This window comes from Alteromonas sp. HB246098, from assembly GCF_054890645.1.
Genome location: NZ_JBTZUG010000001.1, coordinates 600425 through 621308, shown reverse-complemented (window position 1 = coordinate 621308; position 20884 = coordinate 600425). Strand labels below are relative to the sequence as shown.

Sequence of the window (20884 nt, the reverse complement as noted above, 5' to 3'; positions counted from 1 at the left end):
TTCAGCTCCCACAGAGACCCCCTCAGACAACGTCGATCTGTCTTATAAATTAGTTAGTAATAATTGTAATTAGCAATTGTAATTATTATGTATTTGAGGTTACTTTGCGATAACAATAGTTGAAATTAAGTTAGTACAAGGATGTTAAATGAAATTAACGACAATCGAACAATCAGCAAAACGCCTATTTGATGCTCGTGTTAGGCACGTTAAATATCGTGGTCTCGAAGAATTGAACAACATTCTTGAAGAGTCTTATAAACTTCACGAAAGGCTAAAAATTGTTCCGGGAAAAAAGGAAGGGCTTCAAAATATAGATGAATTTTTATTGCTTAAAGCGCTACGTAACTACTCAGTTCATACAGGAGATTTCTTCGGTGGTGTTTATACATATGATCTCGAAAAGCTTGCTCCGGAGTTTTTGCGTTTCCATATAAGTCTTTACCAACTATGTCTAATAAATAAAAACGAAGTGAAGCGAGCGATCAATTCTGAGAAGCCGCTGCTAAACTACGCACAGGAGCAGGCTAAACTTGAAGCTATTAATCGTCAGTTAATACCTTATGGAGATTACTATGATCTAGAGCCAGTTGTTTTTAATTTCATTGCAAAACTCTATGAAGAGCTACTTCCGTTGAGACTATCTATATCAGGGGAAGGTTATTCCACCATACAAGATTCCTACAATGAAGAAACCCGTGCTGGCATGAGCCATTATGTACCAGTAGAGCCTATCCCTTTTCCTTTTGAAAAGGACAAATTTATGGAGAATCTAGTTCCACTTGGTAGTGGAAAACTGGAAACCAGGGATGAATTCGAAAATATAACTACAACCGGCCTAAACTACTTAGGCTACACGTTGCTTCAAACTGAAGTTCCCCCAGGTTTTGAGTATCTGGTAGATGCGCATAAAACAATGGCTATGGAGCTTATCGGCAGTAAAAATGAATTTATAGAACTCGCTGCCTCTTTGCCGCACTATATGGGTGCTGCAGTCATCCTTGATGATGAAATGAAAGATATTAATGTACGGCAATTCAACATTAAGCAAGAGTTGGCGGCCTTACAGCAGCACGCCATCCAAATAAATGAAAAGCTATTACCTACACACGATGGAGAATTATTTATACTTGTTTGCGTATCAGGTAAAGCACGCCAGATCACTCCAAACCTTGTTTATAAGGACGAGCTATTCTCATTTTGTGAAGAATTGTCATCTCACCAGAATGAGAAAAAAAACAATCAAAAAAATATAAAATTACGCGAATCAACTTCAACCAAAGAAAATCACAAGAAAGCGCAAAGCAGGAAAAGAAAAGCTGCTTCAAATGCTAGAAAAAGAAATCGAAAATAGCAAGGTTGTACACCTTCTTACCGAATAATAGTGAGACACCTATATAGCTTTCAATTAAAAGAGGAAAGTCTAATCCGGCACATACTCAATCACATCCTCAATTTTACAATCGAAGAATTTACACAAAGCTTCTAGCGTGGTGATGCTGGTGTGATAGCCAGTGTTATTGGCTATTTTACTCATAGCTGAGCTTTGAATACCCACCTCATTTGCTAGAAACGACAGTGTTATTTTTCTGCCTTCTTGCTCGGATTTCTGTTTTACCAGCTCTCTTATCTTGTACTTGATCAAAATACGTTTACCAAAAAATACACAAAATTGTCTTGATAAGACGAAAAATGACTTGTATATTTGTCTTGTGAAGACGAAAACAGGTCAAAGGAGGCCTTTATGAAACAAACGTTACTCACAGCAAAAGAACTCTCAGCCCGAATTAAATTTAGCGCCAACTATATCAATGCGGAGCTGCGAGACTCAATTTTCATCGAAGGTAAGCATTACATTCGACCGTTCAATGGTAGAAAAATTCTATACATTTGGGAAGAGGTAGAAGCGTATTTGTATGAAAGTGCGGTCCGCAACGCTACATACATTCCCATGGCATCGGGGAGAGTGTGTCATGGGTAGTATCAATGTTCGTGAATCTAAGCTTTATCTTGATTTCAGGTATTTAAATGCACGATGTAGAGAGCAAACTGCATTGCCAGATACGCGGGCTAATAGGAAGAAGTTAGAAAAGCTACTTAAGCAAATTGAGTCAGATATCCGCTTAAAATGCTTTGTGTACAGCGATTATTTTCCTGACTCTAAAAAGGCTCAGAATTTTGTCAAAGAAGACGAACAGGCAAGCCGCATAAAGCGAGCGATGCTGGCTACGTATCAAAAAGCGTCCAACGCTCTTCAAGGACACAATAATAGGGCGTTTGAGGACTTCGCTCAAGAATGGTTTTCTGAAAACGAAGTACGTTGGAAACAAAGCTACGTCAACAGCATGAGAATTTATGTGTTTTCGTATCTCACTAAAGAGTTTGCGGGTTTTGATGTTAGCGAAATAGATCGCCCGACTATTTTGAAGTACCGAGCCAAACTGATGCAGCCAAAAGCTGATGGTACTCAACTTTCGACCGACTTTGTAAATCACATCATGACACCCCTTCGAATGATTTTACGCGAGGCTGCTGACAGGTTTGGTTTCCGCTGCCAATTTGAAAATATTGCGCCGCTTCGCGTAGACCGTCGAGATGTTAATCCATTTTCACTAGAACAAGTGCTAACGTTTTTGAAAACAGTGCGTGTCGACTTTCGGAATTACTACACAGTGCGCTTTTTTACTGGCATGAGGACAGCTGAAATTGATGGCTTGATGTGGAAGTACGTTGACTTTGACTTGGGCACGATAAGTATCAGAGAGACATTTGTGCAAGGTCGAATGGATTCAACCAAAACTCGCGGCTCTATGCGCGACATTCAAATGTCGACATTAGTGAAAGAAGCGCTTCAAAATCAGTTGGACGTTTCTGGTGATGGGAAGTTTGTTTTTCCGAACTCCCAAGGTAACCCTCTAGATCATGGCAATGTAAGAGACCGGATTTGGAAACCAACATTGAAAAAAATCGGAATGGAATACCGTAGGCCTTATGAAACTCGTCATACCGCTGCAACCTTGTGGCTAGCATCAGGCGAGGCGCCCGAGTGGATAGCACGTCAAATGGGGCACGCAAATACAAAAATGCTATTTGAGATTTACAGCCGCTACGTACCAAACCTCACTCGAAGAGATGGTTCTGCGTTCGAGCAACTACTTTCAAACGTTCTATGTGAGAACAGCCAACACTTATAGTTTTAGCACTTAATACACTGTAAAGGTTAATTAGTTCGGGGCTTATACTGGTATCAACAAAGAGGGCAGAACGATGAAAATTGATTCATTGCAGCCGGAGCTTTCAGAAGCGAAAAAGCTTTCTCGCTTTAAAGGTTTTTACTGCATGGCTGGTTTCGTAGTTAGGTTTAACCAGCATGGTAAACCGTATTGGGTGATTACGTTAATGGATGCATTTACCCAGTTTGAGATAATAGCCACGCAGATTGATTGCGATACAAAACGCCTTTTTCACTTTGGGTTTGTTCACGTTGAAGCAACGAAAGTAAAAACAACCGTTAGCGAGATATATGTAGCTGACTTTATCTATGCTGTTGATGAAATTCCAGAAAAGTACAGGCATATACGTTTAATTCCTAGAGATGCATCGGCGAATCATGAAGATGTAGCGCGCTTGGTTAAAATAGTAGAGTGCGTTGAGTGTGAAGCGCTCAGACGCTTCGTTGCGCACACTTTAATTCAAAGCCGAATAATGGTGCCATTTCTTCGAAATCCAGCAAGCTTGAATTATCATCATAACTATATTGGTGGCTTGTTAAGACACAGCATACGAGTGGCTGAGTTATTTGCGAAAAACATGGTTGGTAGAAAAGAAGAAAAGGCTTTAGGTATTGTTGGGGCGCTCCTTCACGATATAGGCAAAACCGTTACATTATCTGAATCTATGATCTACACCGCTACAGGAACCATTGTAAACCATGATTCGTTAACGTTAGAGCTTTGTGCTTCAGCGCTCAAACTACTTTCTAAAACAAACCCTAGGTATGCTGATATATTGCGCCATATCTGGACTTGTGAGAAAGAACAGTTTAGGTATTCCACCAAGCTAAATATCGCTTCTCAGATACAACGATTTGATAGAGAAGACTCAAAGGAACATTCATAAAGTAGCGAGTTTATGAAGTAGCATTATCGTAGCTCTAAAAGAGGCTAATAGGGCCTTCCATCAGGAGTAACAGTTATGACAGACAAAGATAAAGAGCATGCTGTCGACTTGCAGCATATTGAGTTTGATAGAGACGGCATTGTGCGATTTGCTCTGCACCGCAAAGAAACTCAGAGGGCGTTGTGGAAATCTATGCAGCAATTTAAAGACATCAAACACACCGTGCCCAAAGATAAGAAATAGCTTCGTAAGCAAACCTCAATCCACCGGGAGCGAGAATATCGATGAAGCTTGTAGCTCAATCAAAACTTACTATCAGAGGTTCTATTATGGACTATCTTACTCAAATTCTTGAATCTGGATTGGCAGTGCCTTTCGCCCTCCTTACCGCGGTTATCATTTTAGGTATTGGCTTTTTATTCAAAAAAGACTCTGATGATGAGGAGTAGTTTTGGTGTCTAAAACGCCTATGGAACTTATCGAATAGGCAGTCATCAATCCAATGCGTCATTTTTTGCCGCATAGTTGTTTCATGCTTACCTGCCATTAGTTTTTAAAAGTAAGCACATGCAAAACATTAGAACTGAACAAATTAATATTCACGTTATTGGTGTGGGAGGCTGTGGTGGCAATGCGGTAAGCAACATGGCCAGTCTTTGTTCACATGAAAATATCAGGTTTAGCTCTGTTAATACTGATATCGCTGCTTTGCATAGGTGTACAAATCATGAAGTGGTATTGATAGGTGAGGCGACAACAAAGGGATATGGAGCCGGTGCTGACCCGGATGTAGCTAGTAACGCCGCCATTCAGAGTTAAGATGCCTTAGTCACATTAATAAAAGATGCTGACCTTATTATCATTATCGCTGGCCTGGGAGGTGGCACTGGAAGCGGTGCAACGCCAATCTTGATTGATTTAGCCAAAGAGAGTGATATCGATGTGATGTGCTTTGTTACGCTTCCTTTCAAAGCTGAGGGAGGCAAGCGAAGCGACATTGCTAGAAACGCGCTTGAGACAATACAAAGCAAAGCTAACGCAACACTCGTTATGTCTAACGATTCATTGCTTTCTGCACTAGATGAAACCGTAGGGCTTCTCTCTGCATTTCGTCACTGTGACACTCAAATGCACAGAATTGTCGAAGCCATTATCGTAATGCTCACGAACACGGGTTATATCAACGTCGACATTAATGATTTCAGTCACATTCTCTCTCTAGAAGGGGATACTGCGCTAGGTGTGGGTATAGCTGAAGATGACAGTTCATTAAGCTCAGCATTAAAACATGCCCTAGAGAACCCATTAGTCGACAAACAAAATATAATTGGGGCGCAAGGTGTTATTACGCAGCTTACGTGTAGAGAAGAGCCCAGCTTAGCAATGTATGAAGAAATGTTAGCGACACTCCAATCTTTAGTTGATGGCCTTCAAACTCTTATTATCACAGGCGTGACCTTATCTCCAGAACTACCCCATTTTGGTGAAGTCTTGGTTATCGCTACGGGTGTGCCTTCTGAGGCTCAAAACTTCGAACAAGAGAAAAATGTTATACCCATGAAGCAAGCAACTGCTTCAACATCATCCAAAAATGCCGCCGCATACTTGGATATACCTGCCTTTGTTAGGTTGCAGGGTAGGGAATAGCATTGCTCTAGGTATCCAATGAGCAAAAGTTACTGGTCATTGATATATTTGAGTTGCGTTAGTGTGTGGTTAGTTTTCGTATTTTATACGTTGTCTAATAGCACCAACTGTCGCCACTATAGGCATTAGCTTTGACATAGAAGGCTTTCCTAGACTAAAGACTGCGTAGCTACCTAAAGCTATCCAGCCAACAGGACCAATAGCAATGCTGAGCAAAGAGGTAGCTGCTGTATAAGCTCCAAAACCGAGGGTTCCAAAGGAGACAGCGCTCATAAAAGATGTAAGAAGCGTATATGTGGCAAAACCTCCCAAGTTGGCGATAGCCATTAGTCCAGCCGTGCCAACTAATCCTGAGTGGTTTTTATCTCCAAACTCATTCACAACTTGATTTATTGAGTTATCGAATTCCTCTAGTTGTCTCTTCAGCTTATTTAACTCTAAAAGTAAAGACTCCTGTCGCTCATTTTCGTGAATGATTTTTTTCGAATAGAAATACTTCGTTTTTATGGTGTCGGTAATTTCTCTATATAACGTGTTACACCTCCTCTCTAACTCATTAAATTCATTTTCAATATCGTTATCTTGCAATGTTTGTTGAAAAACTGTACTGAAAAAGTCTTTGAAGTAAGACTGTGTAGGTTTAGTATTTTTTAACGCAAAATTGTAACGCTTGTCAGCTTCGATCACTGAATAAATTGTTCCTATCATGCTTTTAGCTTTTAGTATACGAGGTTCATTATTGTTTACCATTTCTTGTGTCAAGCAAGGATTTTGCGATACTAATTCGAGATAAGGCCAAACCCAGTCGTCTTGGTGCATACAAATCCATATCAATGTGAAATATTCTGAAGACTGATAAAGTTCTCTAAACAAATCCTTTGCTTCGTCATACCTTTTGTATAGCTCTTCAAGTATTTTTTCACGTTTTGCAATCAATTCATTATTTGTGTCAATTGAATCACGGTAAGCCTGCTCTACTTTATTTTTTTGTTTTTGTAAATACTCATAAGAGCGTTTAATTAGCTCTTGTATAACTTTGAGTTCTGCTTGCTCGCAATAGCTTAAGCCTTCCTGGATCGCTGTAGCTTCGTTGTATTTTGAACCCTCAGAATTTAATTGTTCAACTTCGTCAATAAACTGCAATTTCGACTGATAACTAGGAAGTCCTTTAATGTCTAATTCACTAACAACATCGTCGAGTATATCTAAGTATCCTGTGCCCTGGTTTCTGAAAAAGTTAACCAGACCATGGCCGCCTTCTCGACAAATCTTATTTTGGAGCTTTGCCGAACTCAGGGCTCTATTCGCGTTACTGTCCAGTATTTTGGTTATTGCTAACCTTTCGTCTTCTGTTGCTTCAGAAAGGAGCTTTTTTAGCTGTATATTTGATAGAAATTTTTCTTTCATGCGATTCATCCCTGACTATAAAATCTTTTCTTAGATGCGTGATTAATTGCTCAATTTGCTACTAACACGTTGATTCAATGTATCAACTTCCTTCAAATAAGTCATATATAACCTTTCAGAAAGCTCAACAAAATACTGCCGCAGTTTTTGAGGGGCGATGACCTCTATGTTGTCGCCCAAGCCCCTCAAAAACGCTCGTAATTTATTAGTATCTTTAACTGTCGCAGTCAGCAGAGATTTATCTGCCTGAATAGATTGCGTAATGACTTGGTCGTTACTTAGTCTGTAGCCGTGAAGTAGAAATAAAGAATTATTTTTAACCAATAGCTGAAGCTTAATGTCTTCTTTGTTGTTAGCTGACAAGGTTTGAATATTTTCTTGTTCACCGAATTCTTGTTGGCAGTCTTCATCGGTGACGGTAACGTTTCTAATAAACTGTAACGGCAATGCATAGCGTCTTTTGTGCAGCGAACCAAAAGTGCAGACAAAGAGTTGGCGGCCATCTTGTTTAACCAGCCCCATAGGGTTAACTCTGTCGTAGTGCTTCCAAACAGTTTTGTTGCCGCCACTAAAAATACGCTTAATATCGGCAGAGATTTGTTTTTTAAAAAAAATTGCGCTTTTTAATCGTTCAAACGAAGCAGCATCGATTTCGGGTGGAATGAGCGGCTGGGAAACTTGCGAATCGGCTACAGATCTTAGCCAGTTTGTCAGTAAAGAATCATTATCTTGCGCTAAGACCTGGCTCGCTTTTGCAAAGTAAGGCTGCATTTCTTTAAGCGTAGAATTTGGTAGTGTGGCACCGGACTGTTCAAGCACCTTGAATGCAAGAGCGGTATTGCCGTCCATCAAGCTTAAATTGAGCTTCTTAAAATTAGCGTTTATAAACCAGCCGTAGGGTTTGGAACGCTTATCAACGTCTAACCCAAATAGGCCAATGTTTTCTAGACTCACTAAGTCCCGCTGTACTGTGCGCATATCGATATTGTGATGTCCACAGTTTTGTAAATTTTCAAAAATTTGGCGGCTTGAAACTTTTCTAGGAGCAGAAGGCACAAATTGAAGAATGTCGAGCTTGCGTTGAAATGCACTCATTAGGGAGAACTGGCTTTTACAATTAAGGCTTCACTGTAGCATAGAGATGTCATGCGACAAGAATTGTCGCATGCTGAAACGCTTTTTGATTTATCGACGATGTTAAAAACCAAGATTTAGCTTCTAAACGTTGGTTGATAGGAAAGGCTCAATCATCATTTTTAAGAGCGGATAAGATGGACGCTGGGAACTGTGAGCCAAGCGCGTCACTAAGATAAAAAGCCGCAGCAATGGGCATTTCATACAGGTATGACTGTGTGACGTTATTTTCTTTGTTAAATAGCAGTGGCATGCATTGCTTATTGTAATTGAGAATAAAGTCGTCTTTAAAGTCTTCCGTGCTTACAGGCGTCTGCAATAAACGAATAGTTATATCAATCTTGTTGCCCAAATAATTAGGGTTGGTTGGTTTACGCGTTCCTGGGATTTCACTGCCATACATCGCGGATGTCGCAGTTGCTAAGCCTACAATGTGCTGTTTGCGGTGCATAAAGACAATATCGCCAGGAGAGACTTTTTTCAGCTGCTCCCATCCTGGTCTTTTAAAAGTAATCCCATCTTTACGCACACCGAGTTTTGGTGCCCATAAAAAACTTCCGTCTACGACTTCCCTGAAGCTGCTGTTTACGTTAACCCAAAACACTCTTTTCATCACATTACCTGTTTACTTAAAATCAAAGTTCGATTAGCCGACACACGCGGCGATTAATGACAGTTAGTCGGTTCTTTACTGTCTGTTTTTAAAAGCCGTCAAAGTCGCTAACGCGGGCCAGACTATGGCAAAAGCTTGACAATCTGGATGATTCAGATTGAGTCAAATCTGCGGGCAATGCAATGTCAATGGGTGTTTGCGCGTCTAAATAAAACGTTAAATCAATTTCGTCTGCGCTCAATTCATCTGGTTCATCGTCTTCAGACATAACCGCAGAGTTTATTAAGTCAGAAAGTCTTCTTGCTTGCGATTCGGTAAATTTAAAAGGCAACTCGATATTGAAATCATAGTGACGCCTTAAAAGGAGAGAATGGCTGTACCAGTCGTTGTCATGCACATCGTCGGTTTCAACAGTCGGCTCTGGTGATGTTTCGGCTTGCACGTCACGATACGAATCTTCGTGGCTTTGGTTGTCGGGGTAAAGTGCTATCTCAGCTAAATCCAGCATGTCGTAAAAAAACTTAAATCTTGCTACATTGCTCCGTGAGCCTTTAATGCGTTTACCACAGTTGCATCCTTCTAGCTTGCCAAGTGCTTTCCAAAGTAAGCGGTTGGTGGGCTCATTGTAAAGTCCTCTGGCATTCATGTACTTGGCAATATTTTTTAGCGTGATTTCAGATCGATTCGTTTGGTATTGCTCTGATAGCGTTGTAAAAAAGTTATGCAAAATAGATTCTTCTGCGACGATACACTGTAAAAGTTCTTTGTTTAGATTCGGATAATCTGACATGGTTGTCTCCAACTTGATTAATCTTCAGCGCTAACGAAATTTCTTAATGCATCTAAGCCATCGTCGTTATTTTCATCAACGGTGAGTTCATCGGTAATTAACTTAACATCGTAGATCTCGCATAAGAATTGGTGCCAAGTACTTGCTGTGTAAGCTTCGAACTTCTCGGGTACATCTTCATCTGCATTTATTTCATTAGCATAGGCATTAATAACCTCATCTACCCAAAGTGGAACACGTACAATAGTCTCAAAGCTATCTTTGAAAATCGTGGCCATCGGAGCAATCTCTAACTTGCTTGTTTGCTTGTTGAGTGCGCCAACTCGATTGGATATTTGACGTTCGTTGATTTTGAGTTTCTTTTCCTCATACCAGTGTTTGATATCTGAAAAGCTTGCATAGGAATACACATCCTCACGTTGAGCGTACTCTTTGGCTGTACTCAAAACCGCGACAATTAGCAAAATTCCATGCTGATTAAATTGTTTCATCGCGTTCACGATTTTTTGCTTTTTCTTATCGTCATCAATATTGAGACTCACTGAAGTAGCTTGCGATCCAGAGTTCTCTGCTGGTAAAGCCGATGTATTGAAAACTTTCTGATAAAAGAGGGCGACCTCATCAGCATTGCCAGTGACTTCGATAGTCATTTTTGCGGTTATTGCCACGTAATTAGACTCCTTTGTTCCACGTATTTGTTTAACGAAGTTTACGTAGGTGAATATACACCAAAAGCACAATAATTGATACATATTTGAATTCAATTTTGTATTTTTATTGTGTTTGGTTTCGCTGTGTGAAATTATAAATCAACCTGGTAGATGGGTTGAAACCTTTAAACTGGTGGTTACACAAAGGTGTGTCAATTGAGTTGGTAATTGAATTGTATTTTGAAAGCGGCTGTTCTATAAAACTCTAAACTCACCAAGCCATTTTTTTCTGATTACAAAAATATCTTCTGACGTAAAGTTATACGGTTTCGATGGGCCAGGGTTTCTAGAACTGTCAATAGTAAGCTCATCAAGTGGAATGATACTTTTTTCGTTATCGGAATCGAGCATATGTAAGCCTTTGTCAGAAACCTTCTTAACAACTGACCAATGGCCTCCCGTCTGATGGTCGTAGCCAACAATGCACACACAGTTTTTTGCATTATCCGCTTGAGCTATCTGCTCAAGTACTTGTTTTCTATTGCGCGACGTGTCGTTTAACCAATATGGAATAGAAAAGTCAAATTCATAGAGTTCTTGAGTTTTATCGTGGTAAATATCGAAATGGGAATTAAGGTAGTCTAGCACTCGGCTTAGCGTATTCTTTATGGTCCCCCGTCTTGTACCATTAAAATAACTCATATAGTCGCCATCTCTTAGGAATGCGGCCAATACTTGACTAAAAAGTTCAGGCTTATCAAGGCTGGGCTCAAGTGCGTGGATAGCGTTAACAATGGCATAAAAGCCGCAGGCACCATCTAGCTCTCCTTGCTTGGCTGGCCTTATTCTTTGTAAGCTCATAAGTACACATCCTTATTTCGATAGAAAACTGACTTTAACTGTATAGGCCTCTGCAAGGCTTTAGGCAGAACCATCATTGCCATATTGCACTTTTATATATAGCTCAGAGACTTAACGCTTTAATGCTATACTTTAGTCTAGTATATAAATGGCTGTTAAATTATAATTTAGTTAAATCAAAGAAATTGAACTCATAATTTTTCTATAATATTCAAATTTTATCGAGTCATTCTACAAGTGCGTGAAACCAGGGATGGAGTTGTATGACGGAGTATAGCAAAGCGAGACAGAGCTTAGTTAGCTGGGTAAAAGATACACTAACGGGCAATGTTTTGAGGAAAAACACCCTATGGGAGTCTAATCCTTTTAATTGCTATACAACCGGAATTCTCTACCCAGTGGGTACAGTTTATGAATCAGATGACGATGAGCATTCTGAAGATGATGACAGTGAAGCCTCAATGGCAAGCGGTGCTAAAAGAGTCCGCTATCAACCCCCATCTTCTATGGGCTTTTCTTTTTATGTAGATCAATCAACTCAATCAATCCGTGTTTTTTATAGCGGTTTCTCCTTTACTAAAGCTGGAAAACAAAACAACCGTCAGACGTGGAAGCGAAATGCTCTGGTTGATGATGGTGGAGAAGAAATAGAGATAGTCCTAGCTGAATCTTCACGCTTCACTGTAATGAACTCCAGAGCCCTTGTGGATGTGAAGATAAGACCTCACGGAACAGGAAAAATAGTCACTGTTTCATTAAGTAATATCAGCTCCCAACCAAAGGAAGAAAAAGAATCGGAAAGAGATGCGACAGCGAAAAATTCGATTTTTCAAGCTGAGCTTAAGTGTTTCATAAGTAGTGATTCTCTCAAAGATTACCCTAGGGTTAGCCACGCATTACTGAGTGAAGAAGAGCAAGAGTTAGAGCTACGTTATAAAGATGAACGCGTATATGCAATTGGTCATGGTGTTTCAGTAGATTGGCGAGTAGGGGAGAAAACGACAGAGTTTTTTAGTGACTTCATGCCAACCGTCGAAGTTCCGCAGGTTACTGCCAACGCAGGTAAGGCTAACGAAGTATTAAGCTTTTCATTCTTAAAGTCTATCGAGTCTGATATGTCGGTTTTTAACCAGATGAGCGACTTTATCGATAACTACGAAGACTGGATAGATAGTCAAATTGAATTAGCCGAAAGAGGAACAAGTGAAGAGGTAAAGGTCGCTAAGCGCATTGTTGAGCGTATGGAAGAAGCTAAACAGCGTATGAGAAGCGGTGTGTCGAGATTACGTAACGATGACTACGCTCAAAAAGCATTTGCGCAAGCAAATAAAGCAATGCTTATGCAAATGGAGCTAAATGGCCCACCAAAGAATGGCGAACCTTATTCGTGGCGGCCATTCCAGTTAGCATTTGTTTTGTTAGCGCTTGAGTCCTCCATTGATGAAGATAATGACTTTAGAGACTGTGTTGACTTGATATGGTTTCCAACCGGTGGGGGAAAGACTGAAGCATACTTAGGCGTCATGGCGTTGGTTTTTGTTTACCGTCGACTCAGGTACAAAAATAGCGGTGGAGGCACTGCCGCTATTATGCGCTATACGTTGCGATTACTAACATCACAACAATTCATTCGCGCATGTAAAGTAGTATCTGCTTTAGAAATTATGCGAGCAGAGTCAGGTGAGTTAGGCGAAGAGCCTTTTAGTGTAGGTCTTTGGCTTGGCAGTGCTTCATCACCGAATACCTTCAAGCAATCTTTAGAAGTTCTAGATAATCGGAACTATAGCAAGTTTGTTCTACAGGAATGCCCGTGGTGCTCTACACCATTCTCACATGATAATTTCAGCATTTCAGAAAGCAGCTTCTCATTTAAGTGTCACCACAAAGGTTGCGAATTAGCCAACGCTACAGGAAATACTCTTCCTTTCAATGTGGTCGATGAAGCGCTGTATGCTTCACCGCCAACCCTCCTTATTGCAACGGTAGACAAGTTTGCTCGACTACCTTGGGAAGACAGAGCTGTTTCCTTTTTTGGCGGAGCAATAAATAGGCCGCCAGAATTAGTAATTCAGGATGAGCTACATCTTATTTCTGGGGCGCTCGGGTCTATAGTAGGTTTATATGAAGTTGGTTTTGAAACCATCTTGGTATCGCGAGGTGTTTATCCAAAATTCATAGCCTCTACAGCGACAATCAGACAAGCCAAAGAACAGGTGCAAGCCTTATTCGGAAGGGAGAAGTCGGCTGTGTTTCCTCCTGTAGGAATTAGGCAGAAGGATTCTTATTTTGCAAAAGAAGTTCCCATAGCAGAAAAGCCTGGAAGGCTTTACGTGGGGTATATGGCATTCGGGCAAACACGCACTAGCTGTCTTGAGCATCTGGCTGCTGCACTTGTATCAGCACCTAACGCCTGCTTTGAAGATCCTGAACTTAAAGACGCATGGTGGACCCAAATGGTCTATCACGGCAGCTTAAAAGGCGTGGGAAACAGCAGGACGAACTTTCAAAGTGGTGTACCAAAAGTTCAGAGCAGCATGTTGTTTAACGAATTTATTAAGCAACTTGAGCAAACAGATCTCTCTGCTGCGAATAGCTTAAGACATGATAAGGGCGCCAGAAGTAGCGCGTTTTTTAACGGTGTAGTTCCAAAAACTTTGCTAGGCAATAAAGACAATGTGGAGCTCTTTCAACGATTCTTTCCCGCTAGGCAGTTGAGGGTGAAGTCGTTGACTAGCAACCAAACAGCAGAAGAGAATGCTCAAGTTTTCCAAGATCTCAAAGCAAGTTGTGAAAACAAAGCACATTCTATAGATTCTGTATTAGCTACAAATATGGTGTCGGTAGGCTTAGATGAACCAAGGCTAGCGTTAATGGTAATAAATGGCCAGCCTTTGACGACAGCCGAATATATTCAGGCCAGCAGTCGCGTAGGTAGAGGCAATACACCAGGAATTGTTTTCACAAACTATTATAAAACCCAAGCGCGAAGTCTCTCTCATTATGAAAATTTTAGGGCTTACCATAAGTCGTTTTATCGTTATGTAGAGCCATCAAGCATTACTCCTTTTACACATCAAGTTAGAAAAAGAGCACTCCATGCAGCTTTAGTATCGGCATTTCGACATGCCGAAGGTGGCTTGCTAAAAAACTCTGATGCGCAAGAACTTACTTATGATAACCCCTTAACACAAAAAATTATTCGATTGATGAAAACTAGAATTAAAAGTGCATTAGTGGGGGATAAAACCGAAACAAAACTATTGTTGGAAGAGTGCGAGGAGCACATCGCTCGTCTTATTCGCGAATGGGATAAAGAGGCATCTTCAGCAACGAACTTAAGATACCTCGCTAAGGACAAGTCTGCTGAAAGTTTATTGGTGTCTTTTGATGATGCTAAAACCAAAACTGGGCTTTGGGAGACGTTAAACTCCATGAGAAATGTAGAAAAAACAGGTCTCTTTGAGGTGGATGGGGGGCTTGATTTTTGAAAAGCAAACAATGGTTTACGCCTGTAAGGTTTTCTCACCTGACAGGGCACGCTGGTGTAGGTTCAATTGTAAGAGATCAAAATGACTATCTACTGTTTGTTAAAGACACATCGACTTGGCCTATAAAAAATTTAACCAAACTTCACGCGGTTGAAAGAGTAAAACGACATCTTGAGGTATCCAGCAATTTAGTGTTGCCGCCTGAGGCATCGATTGATGAGGCCGCCAACCTGAGGATCTCTGGTGGCGCGATTCCTACAGTACGCTTTCCTAACTGGGCTTTATGTAATTTATGCAACACATTGCATCTCGCACCTTGGAAGAACAGCAGTGTTGAAATAAGCCAAAAGCTGAAATGCCCGACGTGTAACAAAGGAACACTGAGTCAGGTGACATGGTGTGCTGTAAGTAGTTATGGCGATTTAATTGATGTTCCTTGGCATAAACTCAGTCACCGTAATCCAAAAAACGATGCTCAAACACATTGTCGTTCCAGCTCGAACGAGAGTTACCTAAAGCTAGAGCTTAATGAAAGAGGGCGATGGGAAGTTCAGTGCAAGAAGTGTGGTGCCAAGGATTCGTTAGAGATGACGGATTTTCAAAGGAAAGTGCACAAACAGCCTGGTTATCGTGAACGAAAATCGTTAAATGGCGAGGTGGTTACGTATACCGTTATGGAAGTAAACGATCCACGAGTATTTTCGTCAGTTAGCGAAAGGGCGTTAGTAATACCGCCAGAGTCAAATATTGACAAAACGTCGTTATTTTTTAGATTAACTCAGCAATCACAGCTGGTTGCTGGCATTAAAGACGCAAAAAGGCCATTGCAGAAAAAACGAGAAGTTAAGAAAGCGATGAGGGAGCTTAAGTGTTCGGAGGAAGAGCTATTTAGTGCATTGGAAGAAATCGACAGAAGTGATTTAAAAGATGAAGTAGATTTTAGCAGCGTTACACCTGATGACATGATGTTTGATGAATTCGAGGCGCTAACTATAATCCAAAAATTCAATAGTAACGCTGACTTTATAACCTCTCATTTAACTAGCGAATGGTCTGACTATCTAGGTTCACTGAGTGAAAGCGGTGATATCAGGCCAGAGGTTAACGTTATCGACAAGTTAATTGCCGTAAACCGCCTTAGGGTTATTGAGGTTTATAAAGGTTTTCAACGAGCAGCTAGCGACGCAGAAGATTTTGACCCCACACCAATAGTAGCTCCAGATTTTACCGGTAATCTTGACTGGTTACCGGCGATAGAGCTTTTTGGCGAGGGTATGTTTTTCACGCTTAATAATGAAATTATTGAAAAGTGGGAGCATCACCCTCTCATCAGACAGCGGGCTTCAGAAATAGAAACAAGATATCAAGATTCTGAAATAATATTGCCGGATGAGGCTATCCCCACCCCTAGGTTCATTCTTCTGCATACGCTAGCACATGCACTGGTAAGAGAGCTAGAGTCCATAGCGGGCTACCCTGCAGCGTCTTTACAAGAACGAATTTATAGTTCTGCAGAGAAAAAAATGGCCGGAGTTCTTATCTACACTGCCGTACCTGACATTGCCGGCTCGCTTGGAGGCATTATTGAGCAGGCAAAACCACGTCGATTTATCAAATTATTGGATTCTGCATTCAAGCAGCTTGAATGGTGCTCGATGGACCCTGTGTGTGGAGACATGGAAGGGCAAGGGCCTTCTTGGTTAAATCGTGCAGCCTGTCATGGCTGTGTCCTTTTACCCGACACTTCATGTAGTTACAACAATGTGTTTCTAGATAGAGTTTTCATTAAAGGTAAGCCAGATGAAGGTATACCGTCACTGAAGGAGTTTGTGAAAAAATAATGGCAGCACGTGTTTTTGAGTTACCCAAAGAGCATGAATTAACAAAAGACCAGAGAATGGCTATTCGACTACCTGCAGATGGGCAATACTTGGTTGTTGGTGCTCCTGGAACAGGAAAGTCTGTTGTCGCACTCATGCGCCTTAGAAAATATGCGGCAACAAACGAAACGCTATTCTTGTCGTACAACCATGTACTCAATCATGCAAATAAAGTATTAGCTGGGCCTGATGAAAACTTTCATATGAATACTGCGATGTCTTGGCTTTATGATTTTCAATATAAAGCAGCGGGCGGCTCGCAGGCAAATTTTGAACAAGCGAAGATGCCTGAAGTTGAAAAACACAAACCAGACTATGAAGCGTTGATTAATCGTTTTGAAGAGCTAGGCGCATCGTGTACATCAACGAACTTTATTATTGATGAAGGTCAGGATTTACCGCCAGAATGGTACGAAGCGGTCGAGGCACTTAATGTCGAAAATTTCTTTATCGTTGCTGATCAAAATCAGCAGATTACCGAAGAGAACTCATCGCAGTCAGATTTAATGGATGCACTGGGTCTAGAAAAAGATGACGTAATTCACCTAAAAGAAAACTGGCGAAACACCACGCCGATTTCTGCCTTTGCTAATTATTTCTATACTGACAAGTCAAGTGAAAAGCCAGCGCTTCCGAAAAAACCATCGGCACACGTTCCTATTTTATATGAATATAAGTTGCTAGAAAGTGCAAAGGAACTCATTTTAAGTTCTTATGATAACGACCCCTCAAAGTTGATAGGTTTGTTTGTTGCGAATGAAAATAAAAGAGGGTATTGGGCGAAATACTTAAAAAATGACAATAAGCAAAGGCGAGAAGCTCCTCCTATTGTTAGTACTTACTACTCAGATCAAAAAGGTTTAGTAAACATCAACTTCTCTCAGGGCGGTATTGTTGTTTTAAATGATAAGTCTGTGAAAGGTATAGAGTTTGATGAAGTGTTTATTATCATTGACGGTTTTAAAGCAATAGGTAGTGACGAAGAATCATTAAAGAAGCGAATGTATGTCATGGCGTCGCGTGCGCGAGACCGACTGTTTTTGTTAAAAAGTGAAGTACAAAAAAGTATATTTGAAGAAATTCTTCCGCCTGTAGGCGAAACGATTGAAATTGAGCGAAATGGCCACGTTGAAAAACATGAACTCCTCAAGAGAATTAAAATATGAGTGCTAGCAAATGGTTTTTGGTAACCAATACAGAAAATCTTAAATATCACTTCGACTGCAACATGATAGTCGAGACACAGGCGTTTGAAGGTAATGCTTATCTTCGAGATATTCAGGCAGAAAGGCCTAAAGGATACATTACCCTAAATGAGCAAACTAATTTGAATGATGCGCTTGAGCTCTCTATTTCGGAAGATCCTAATCTTGAAAGTTGTATAGTTGAAGCAGACCTTAGTGGGCTAGAGTCAGCGAGCGTCTATGGTAGGGTTTCTGAAAAGCAATATGAGTTCGGTAGCCTTGACCAGATATTACGTTCTGATGTTGACGAAATTTTAATACCAGCGCCTTTACCTATTGGCATAATAAAAACTATTTTTCTGAAAAATGCTAAAGCAAGCGATTTATTAAAAAGCGAGCTTACGCGCCTATATGGCGTACTTCCTCCTAAATACATTACGCAAAATGCAAAACTATTTAAATCTGGGAAGCAAGGTAGTTTGCCTTCTGAACTAGCCATAGACTCATCAGTAAGCTGCATTAATTTGAGTGAAATTGCTGACATTGCACTAGGTTATAAAAAAGCTGAGGCGCTTGGTGGTGCTTTAGCACTGGCATATTACCAAACGAAGAACGGTAGCCTTTCATGTGAACTATTCAAGAAATTTGTAGAACGTTCTGATGAGACTACCAGTGACACTATCATCGCTTTTCAGAACTGGCTAGTAGATGCCAATCATGCAAGCGAACTCGATTCTTTCTATAAGAGAGTGCTAGACATTGCCTCTAGTGAATCTGACTTTGGCACTATTCAGCACGATTTGCTTAATTCATTTGAAAATAAAGATGGCATACCAGACGCTTACACGAAAGTCGCTGGCCTTGCTAAGCGGTTAAGGCAACTCGTGGACAGAACATATGAAGGTGACCTAGACACTTACTTCTCCAAGCTTATAAATCATTATGAGAGTGAAGAAGAGGGAGGCTCAAAACCCTTTTTATTGATATCAATGATTTTTGTACGTGACCACACAGAAACTGCTTTAAAGTTCTACCATGAAAGCTTTACTGAAGAAGATTACTTTCTGGTAGCCGCTTTTTATGGCCTTTTCCAAGGTATAAAGCGAGTGCCTGAACGCGTTCGTAGTGTAAGTGGTCTTCGAAATTGGGTGTCGCATCACATGGTCGCTCTGTTACAAAAAACGACGGGGGCTCGCGTTACTATTCAGAAAGCGCCAGTTCAACCGCCCCTGATTTACCAAAAATACATTAAGGATACACCCAACTCTAAGTTACAAGATAATTTACAGAAGTTTATTTCATATATGGAAATGGAAGAACAAGAGGTACTTTCTTGGGAGCTAAACACTAAAGATGAGTATCGGGTAAAAGGAAGCGCCATTACTTTTTCTACTCGCCCTAAGCTTGTAGCAAAGGTATTGTCTTCAAACTTTGAAAAGTCGATGCGCCATAGAACAATAAAAGACGCTGATGAATTGTTCGATATGAACGAAGCGCTAGATATATTCAAGGCGTAAGATGTGAAGTTAATACCAGGAAAGCCTCATAGCACCACAAGCAAAGCCGAGTTGAAAGTTTTTGAAAAACTTGCAAACTCTGAATTTGCGGATCATCATCCAATAGGCTTCCATTCACTATTACTCACTAAACACGATTACAAAAGGGTTGGCGAGGCTGACTTTGTAATTGTTTCTATTTACGGACTATTTGTCTTAGAAGTTAAAGGCGGCAGAATCTCCTATGTAGATGGTAAGTGGACTACAGAGGGACGAAATGGTATCGACCAAATTCAAGACCCTTTCCATCAGGCAAATACTGCCGTGCATGCCATAGTTAAGAAAATTGATGACTATTTAGGGGCGCACAAAGTTCGATTTCCTATTGGGTATGGGGTGGTTTGCCCAGATACGCACTGGCCTTGTGAGGGTGGAGAGTGGGATAGAGAAATGGTATGCGACAGCCGTGATTTTAGAAATTTCAATCATTGGCTTAAAGCGTTATTTGACTATTGGACACTAGAAAGACCCAATAACGATCAATTACTCAGCCAAGCTGATGTTGACGCAATTGCCGCCTACCTGCGCCCCGATTTTGAAACTATTCAACCGCTTTTTGACCATGTAAAACAAGTAGAGCAGTCATCGGTAAGATTAACCGAAGAACAGTATAAATTTGTCGACATTGCTGAGATTAATAAACGCGTAATTTGCCATGGCGGGGCAGGTACGGGTAAAACATTCCTAGCCGCTGAACTATCCAGAAGGTTTATCGCAAAGGGGCTTAATACGCTTTTCGTCTGCAAATCTTCATGGCTTAGGCATTACTTAACAACGCGAATTCAAAACGACCGTCTAGTTATAGCAACCATATCATCCGTGGGCAACGCATTACGCCGCTCGGGTCTCGATGTTTTCGACGCACTCATCGTTGATGAGGGGCAAGATTTGCTGAATTTTCAAGACTTGCAGCTTCTAGACTCATTAATAGCTGGTGGTCTTGACAATGGACAGTGGTATTTTTTTCACGACGCTAATAACCAATCTAATTTGTTAGATAAATTAGACGCAGAAGCCTTCAGCTGGCTAAAAAACAGGAACAACCCAACCCTTCTTCCACTTAGCGTAAATTGTAGAAACACTTCTAATATTTTGAAGTCGGTTCAAAAAGAGCTCACTTGTGATGTGGGTATGCCAACCCTAGCAGATGGCCCCGAAGTTACTGAATATCACGGTAATGAAAGTGAGCTGGTGGGCAGTCTAGAAAAACTCATTACTGAACTAGCAAATTCAGAGCTGATGCCTGGCTCGGTCACAATACTCTCACCAATAAGCAAACGTAAGTCGATTATCAAAAAGCTACCTGCCTCAACACTAGAGCTCATATCAGAACTTGATGACTATGTAGTAAGGAAGTTGCCGTTTGACGGAGTCACCTTTTCGAAAATTCAAGACTTTAAAGGGTTAGAGAATGATGTGATTATTTTGGTAGATTTAGTACATCCCTCAAAATTAAGTGATGACGAAAGTAAAGCATTGCACTATGTGGGTATGACCAGAGCTAGGGCAATGCTCTACTGCTTTTGGAGTGAGTGACAACAGCAATTTAATTTTA

Annotated in this window: 19 protein-coding genes and 1 pseudogene; 13 read left to right on the top strand and 7 right to left on the bottom strand. The window is 40.8% G+C overall.

All coding sequences use genetic code 11. The annotated features are described in order from the left end of the window. The first annotated feature begins 148 nt into the window (after window positions 1-148). Entirely contained in the window at window positions 149-1354 is a 1206-nt protein-coding gene (locus tag ACYTPF_RS02555; protein ID WP_461851106.1) for a hypothetical protein, read from the top strand. A 69-nt stretch (window positions 1355-1423) separates the two neighbouring features. Here ACYTPF_RS02555 and ACYTPF_RS02550 read toward each other — a convergent pair whose 3' ends face one another. Further along, window positions 1424-1645: a helix-turn-helix domain-containing protein gene (locus ACYTPF_RS02550; protein WP_083638399.1), complete on the bottom strand. Its 222-nt coding sequence runs from the start codon at window positions 1643-1645 to the stop codon at window positions 1424-1426. Between the two features lie 99 nt (window positions 1646-1744). On the opposite strand from ACYTPF_RS02550, the gene ACYTPF_RS02545 reads away from it, so the two are divergent. From ACYTPF_RS02545 to ACYTPF_RS02515, 7 genes and pseudogenes are all read left to right on the top strand, one after another. Beyond that, window positions 1745-1981: a hypothetical protein gene (locus tag ACYTPF_RS02545; protein ID WP_061485455.1), complete on the top strand. Its 237-nt coding sequence runs from the start codon at window positions 1745-1747 to the stop codon at window positions 1979-1981. Then, a complete protein-coding gene (locus ACYTPF_RS02540; protein WP_461851105.1) occupies window positions 1974-3194 on the top strand; it encodes an Arm DNA-binding domain-containing protein in 1221 nt (406 codons plus the stop codon). Before ACYTPF_RS02545 ends, ACYTPF_RS02540 begins: the two co-directional genes overlap by 8 nt. Before the next feature lie 73 nt (window positions 3195-3267). Then, window positions 3268-4119, top strand: a complete 852-nt coding sequence (locus ACYTPF_RS02535) for an HD domain-containing protein (RefSeq protein WP_461851104.1) — start codon at window positions 3268-3270, stop codon at window positions 4117-4119. A 75-nt stretch (window positions 4120-4194) separates the two neighbouring features. Continuing rightward, the gene (locus ACYTPF_RS02530; protein ID WP_461851103.1) at window positions 4195-4362 is read left to right on the top strand and encodes a hypothetical protein; all 168 of its coding nucleotides are present in this window, start codon (window positions 4195-4197) and stop codon (window positions 4360-4362) included. Between the two features lie 41 nt (window positions 4363-4403). Beyond that, window positions 4404-4568, top strand: coding sequence for a hypothetical protein (locus ACYTPF_RS02525; protein ID WP_461851102.1), 165 nt, complete (start codon window positions 4404-4406; stop codon window positions 4566-4568). 118 nt (window positions 4569-4686) lie between these two features. Further along, window positions 4687-5184 (top strand): annotated as a pseudogene (locus ACYTPF_RS02520) (FtsZ/tubulin family protein); the annotation flags it as partial. Then, window positions 5170-5766 carry a hypothetical protein gene (locus ACYTPF_RS02515; RefSeq protein ID WP_461851530.1) on the top strand — a complete coding sequence of 199 codons (597 nt, stop codon included), beginning with the start codon at window positions 5170-5172 and terminating at the stop codon, window positions 5764-5766. The pseudogene ACYTPF_RS02520 and the gene ACYTPF_RS02515, both read left to right, overlap by 15 nt. A 69-nt stretch (window positions 5767-5835) precedes the next feature. On the opposite strand, the gene ACYTPF_RS02510 is transcribed toward ACYTPF_RS02515, so the two are convergent. The 6 genes from ACYTPF_RS02510 to ACYTPF_RS02485 form a co-directional block, all read right to left on the bottom strand. Further along, complete coding sequence (locus ACYTPF_RS02510; RefSeq protein WP_461851101.1) at window positions 5836-7173, bottom strand: hypothetical protein; 1338 nt, start codon at window positions 7171-7173, stop codon at window positions 5836-5838. 42 nt (window positions 7174-7215) lie between these two features. Further along, a complete protein-coding gene (locus ACYTPF_RS02505; protein WP_461851100.1) occupies window positions 7216-8268 on the bottom strand; it encodes a helix-turn-helix transcriptional regulator in 1053 nt (350 codons plus the stop codon). Window positions 8269-8416: 148 nt separating this feature from the next. Beyond that, on the bottom strand, window positions 8417-8920 hold the full coding sequence (locus ACYTPF_RS02500; protein ID WP_461851099.1) for a hypothetical protein: 504 nt from the start codon (window positions 8918-8920) through the stop codon (window positions 8417-8419). An 88-nt stretch (window positions 8921-9008) separates the two neighbouring features. Further along, window positions 9009-9710: a hypothetical protein gene (locus tag ACYTPF_RS02495; protein WP_461851098.1), complete on the bottom strand. Its 702-nt coding sequence runs from the start codon at window positions 9708-9710 to the stop codon at window positions 9009-9011. 17 nt (window positions 9711-9727) lie between these two features. Then, window positions 9728-10378, bottom strand: coding sequence for a hypothetical protein (locus ACYTPF_RS02490; protein WP_461851097.1), 651 nt, complete (start codon window positions 10376-10378; stop codon window positions 9728-9730). Window positions 10379-10615: 237 nt separating this feature from the next. Then, complete coding sequence (locus ACYTPF_RS02485) at window positions 10616-11221, bottom strand: hypothetical protein (protein ID WP_461851096.1); 606 nt, start codon at window positions 11219-11221, stop codon at window positions 10616-10618. 263 nt (window positions 11222-11484) lie between these two features. On the opposite strand from ACYTPF_RS02485, the gene ACYTPF_RS02480 reads away from it, so the two are divergent. The 5 genes from ACYTPF_RS02480 to ACYTPF_RS02460 are packed head-to-tail and all read left to right on the top strand — an operon-like array spanning window position 11485 to window position 20865. Beyond that, on the top strand, window positions 11485-14709 hold the full coding sequence (locus ACYTPF_RS02480) for a helicase-related protein (RefSeq protein ID WP_461851095.1): 3225 nt from the start codon (window positions 11485-11487) through the stop codon (window positions 14707-14709). Next, window positions 14706-16550: a DrmB family protein gene (drmB, locus tag ACYTPF_RS02475; RefSeq protein WP_461851094.1), complete on the top strand. Its 1845-nt coding sequence runs from the start codon at window positions 14706-14708 to the stop codon at window positions 16548-16550. The genes ACYTPF_RS02480 and drmB overlap by 4 nt, the downstream gene beginning before the upstream one ends. Beyond that, entirely contained in the window at window positions 16550-17755 is a 1206-nt protein-coding gene (locus tag ACYTPF_RS02470; protein ID WP_461851093.1) for a DEAD/DEAH box helicase, read from the top strand. The genes drmB and ACYTPF_RS02470 overlap by 1 nt, the downstream gene beginning before the upstream one ends. Beyond that, window positions 17752-19290, top strand: coding sequence for a hypothetical protein (locus tag ACYTPF_RS02465; RefSeq protein WP_461851092.1), 1539 nt, complete (start codon window positions 17752-17754; stop codon window positions 19288-19290). Before ACYTPF_RS02470 ends, ACYTPF_RS02465 begins: the two co-directional genes overlap by 4 nt. Before the next feature lie 3 nt (window positions 19291-19293). Then, a complete protein-coding gene (locus tag ACYTPF_RS02460) occupies window positions 19294-20865 on the top strand; it encodes a nuclease-related domain-containing DEAD/DEAH box helicase (protein ID WP_461851091.1) in 1572 nt (523 codons plus the stop codon). Window positions 20866-20884 lie beyond the last annotated feature (19 nt).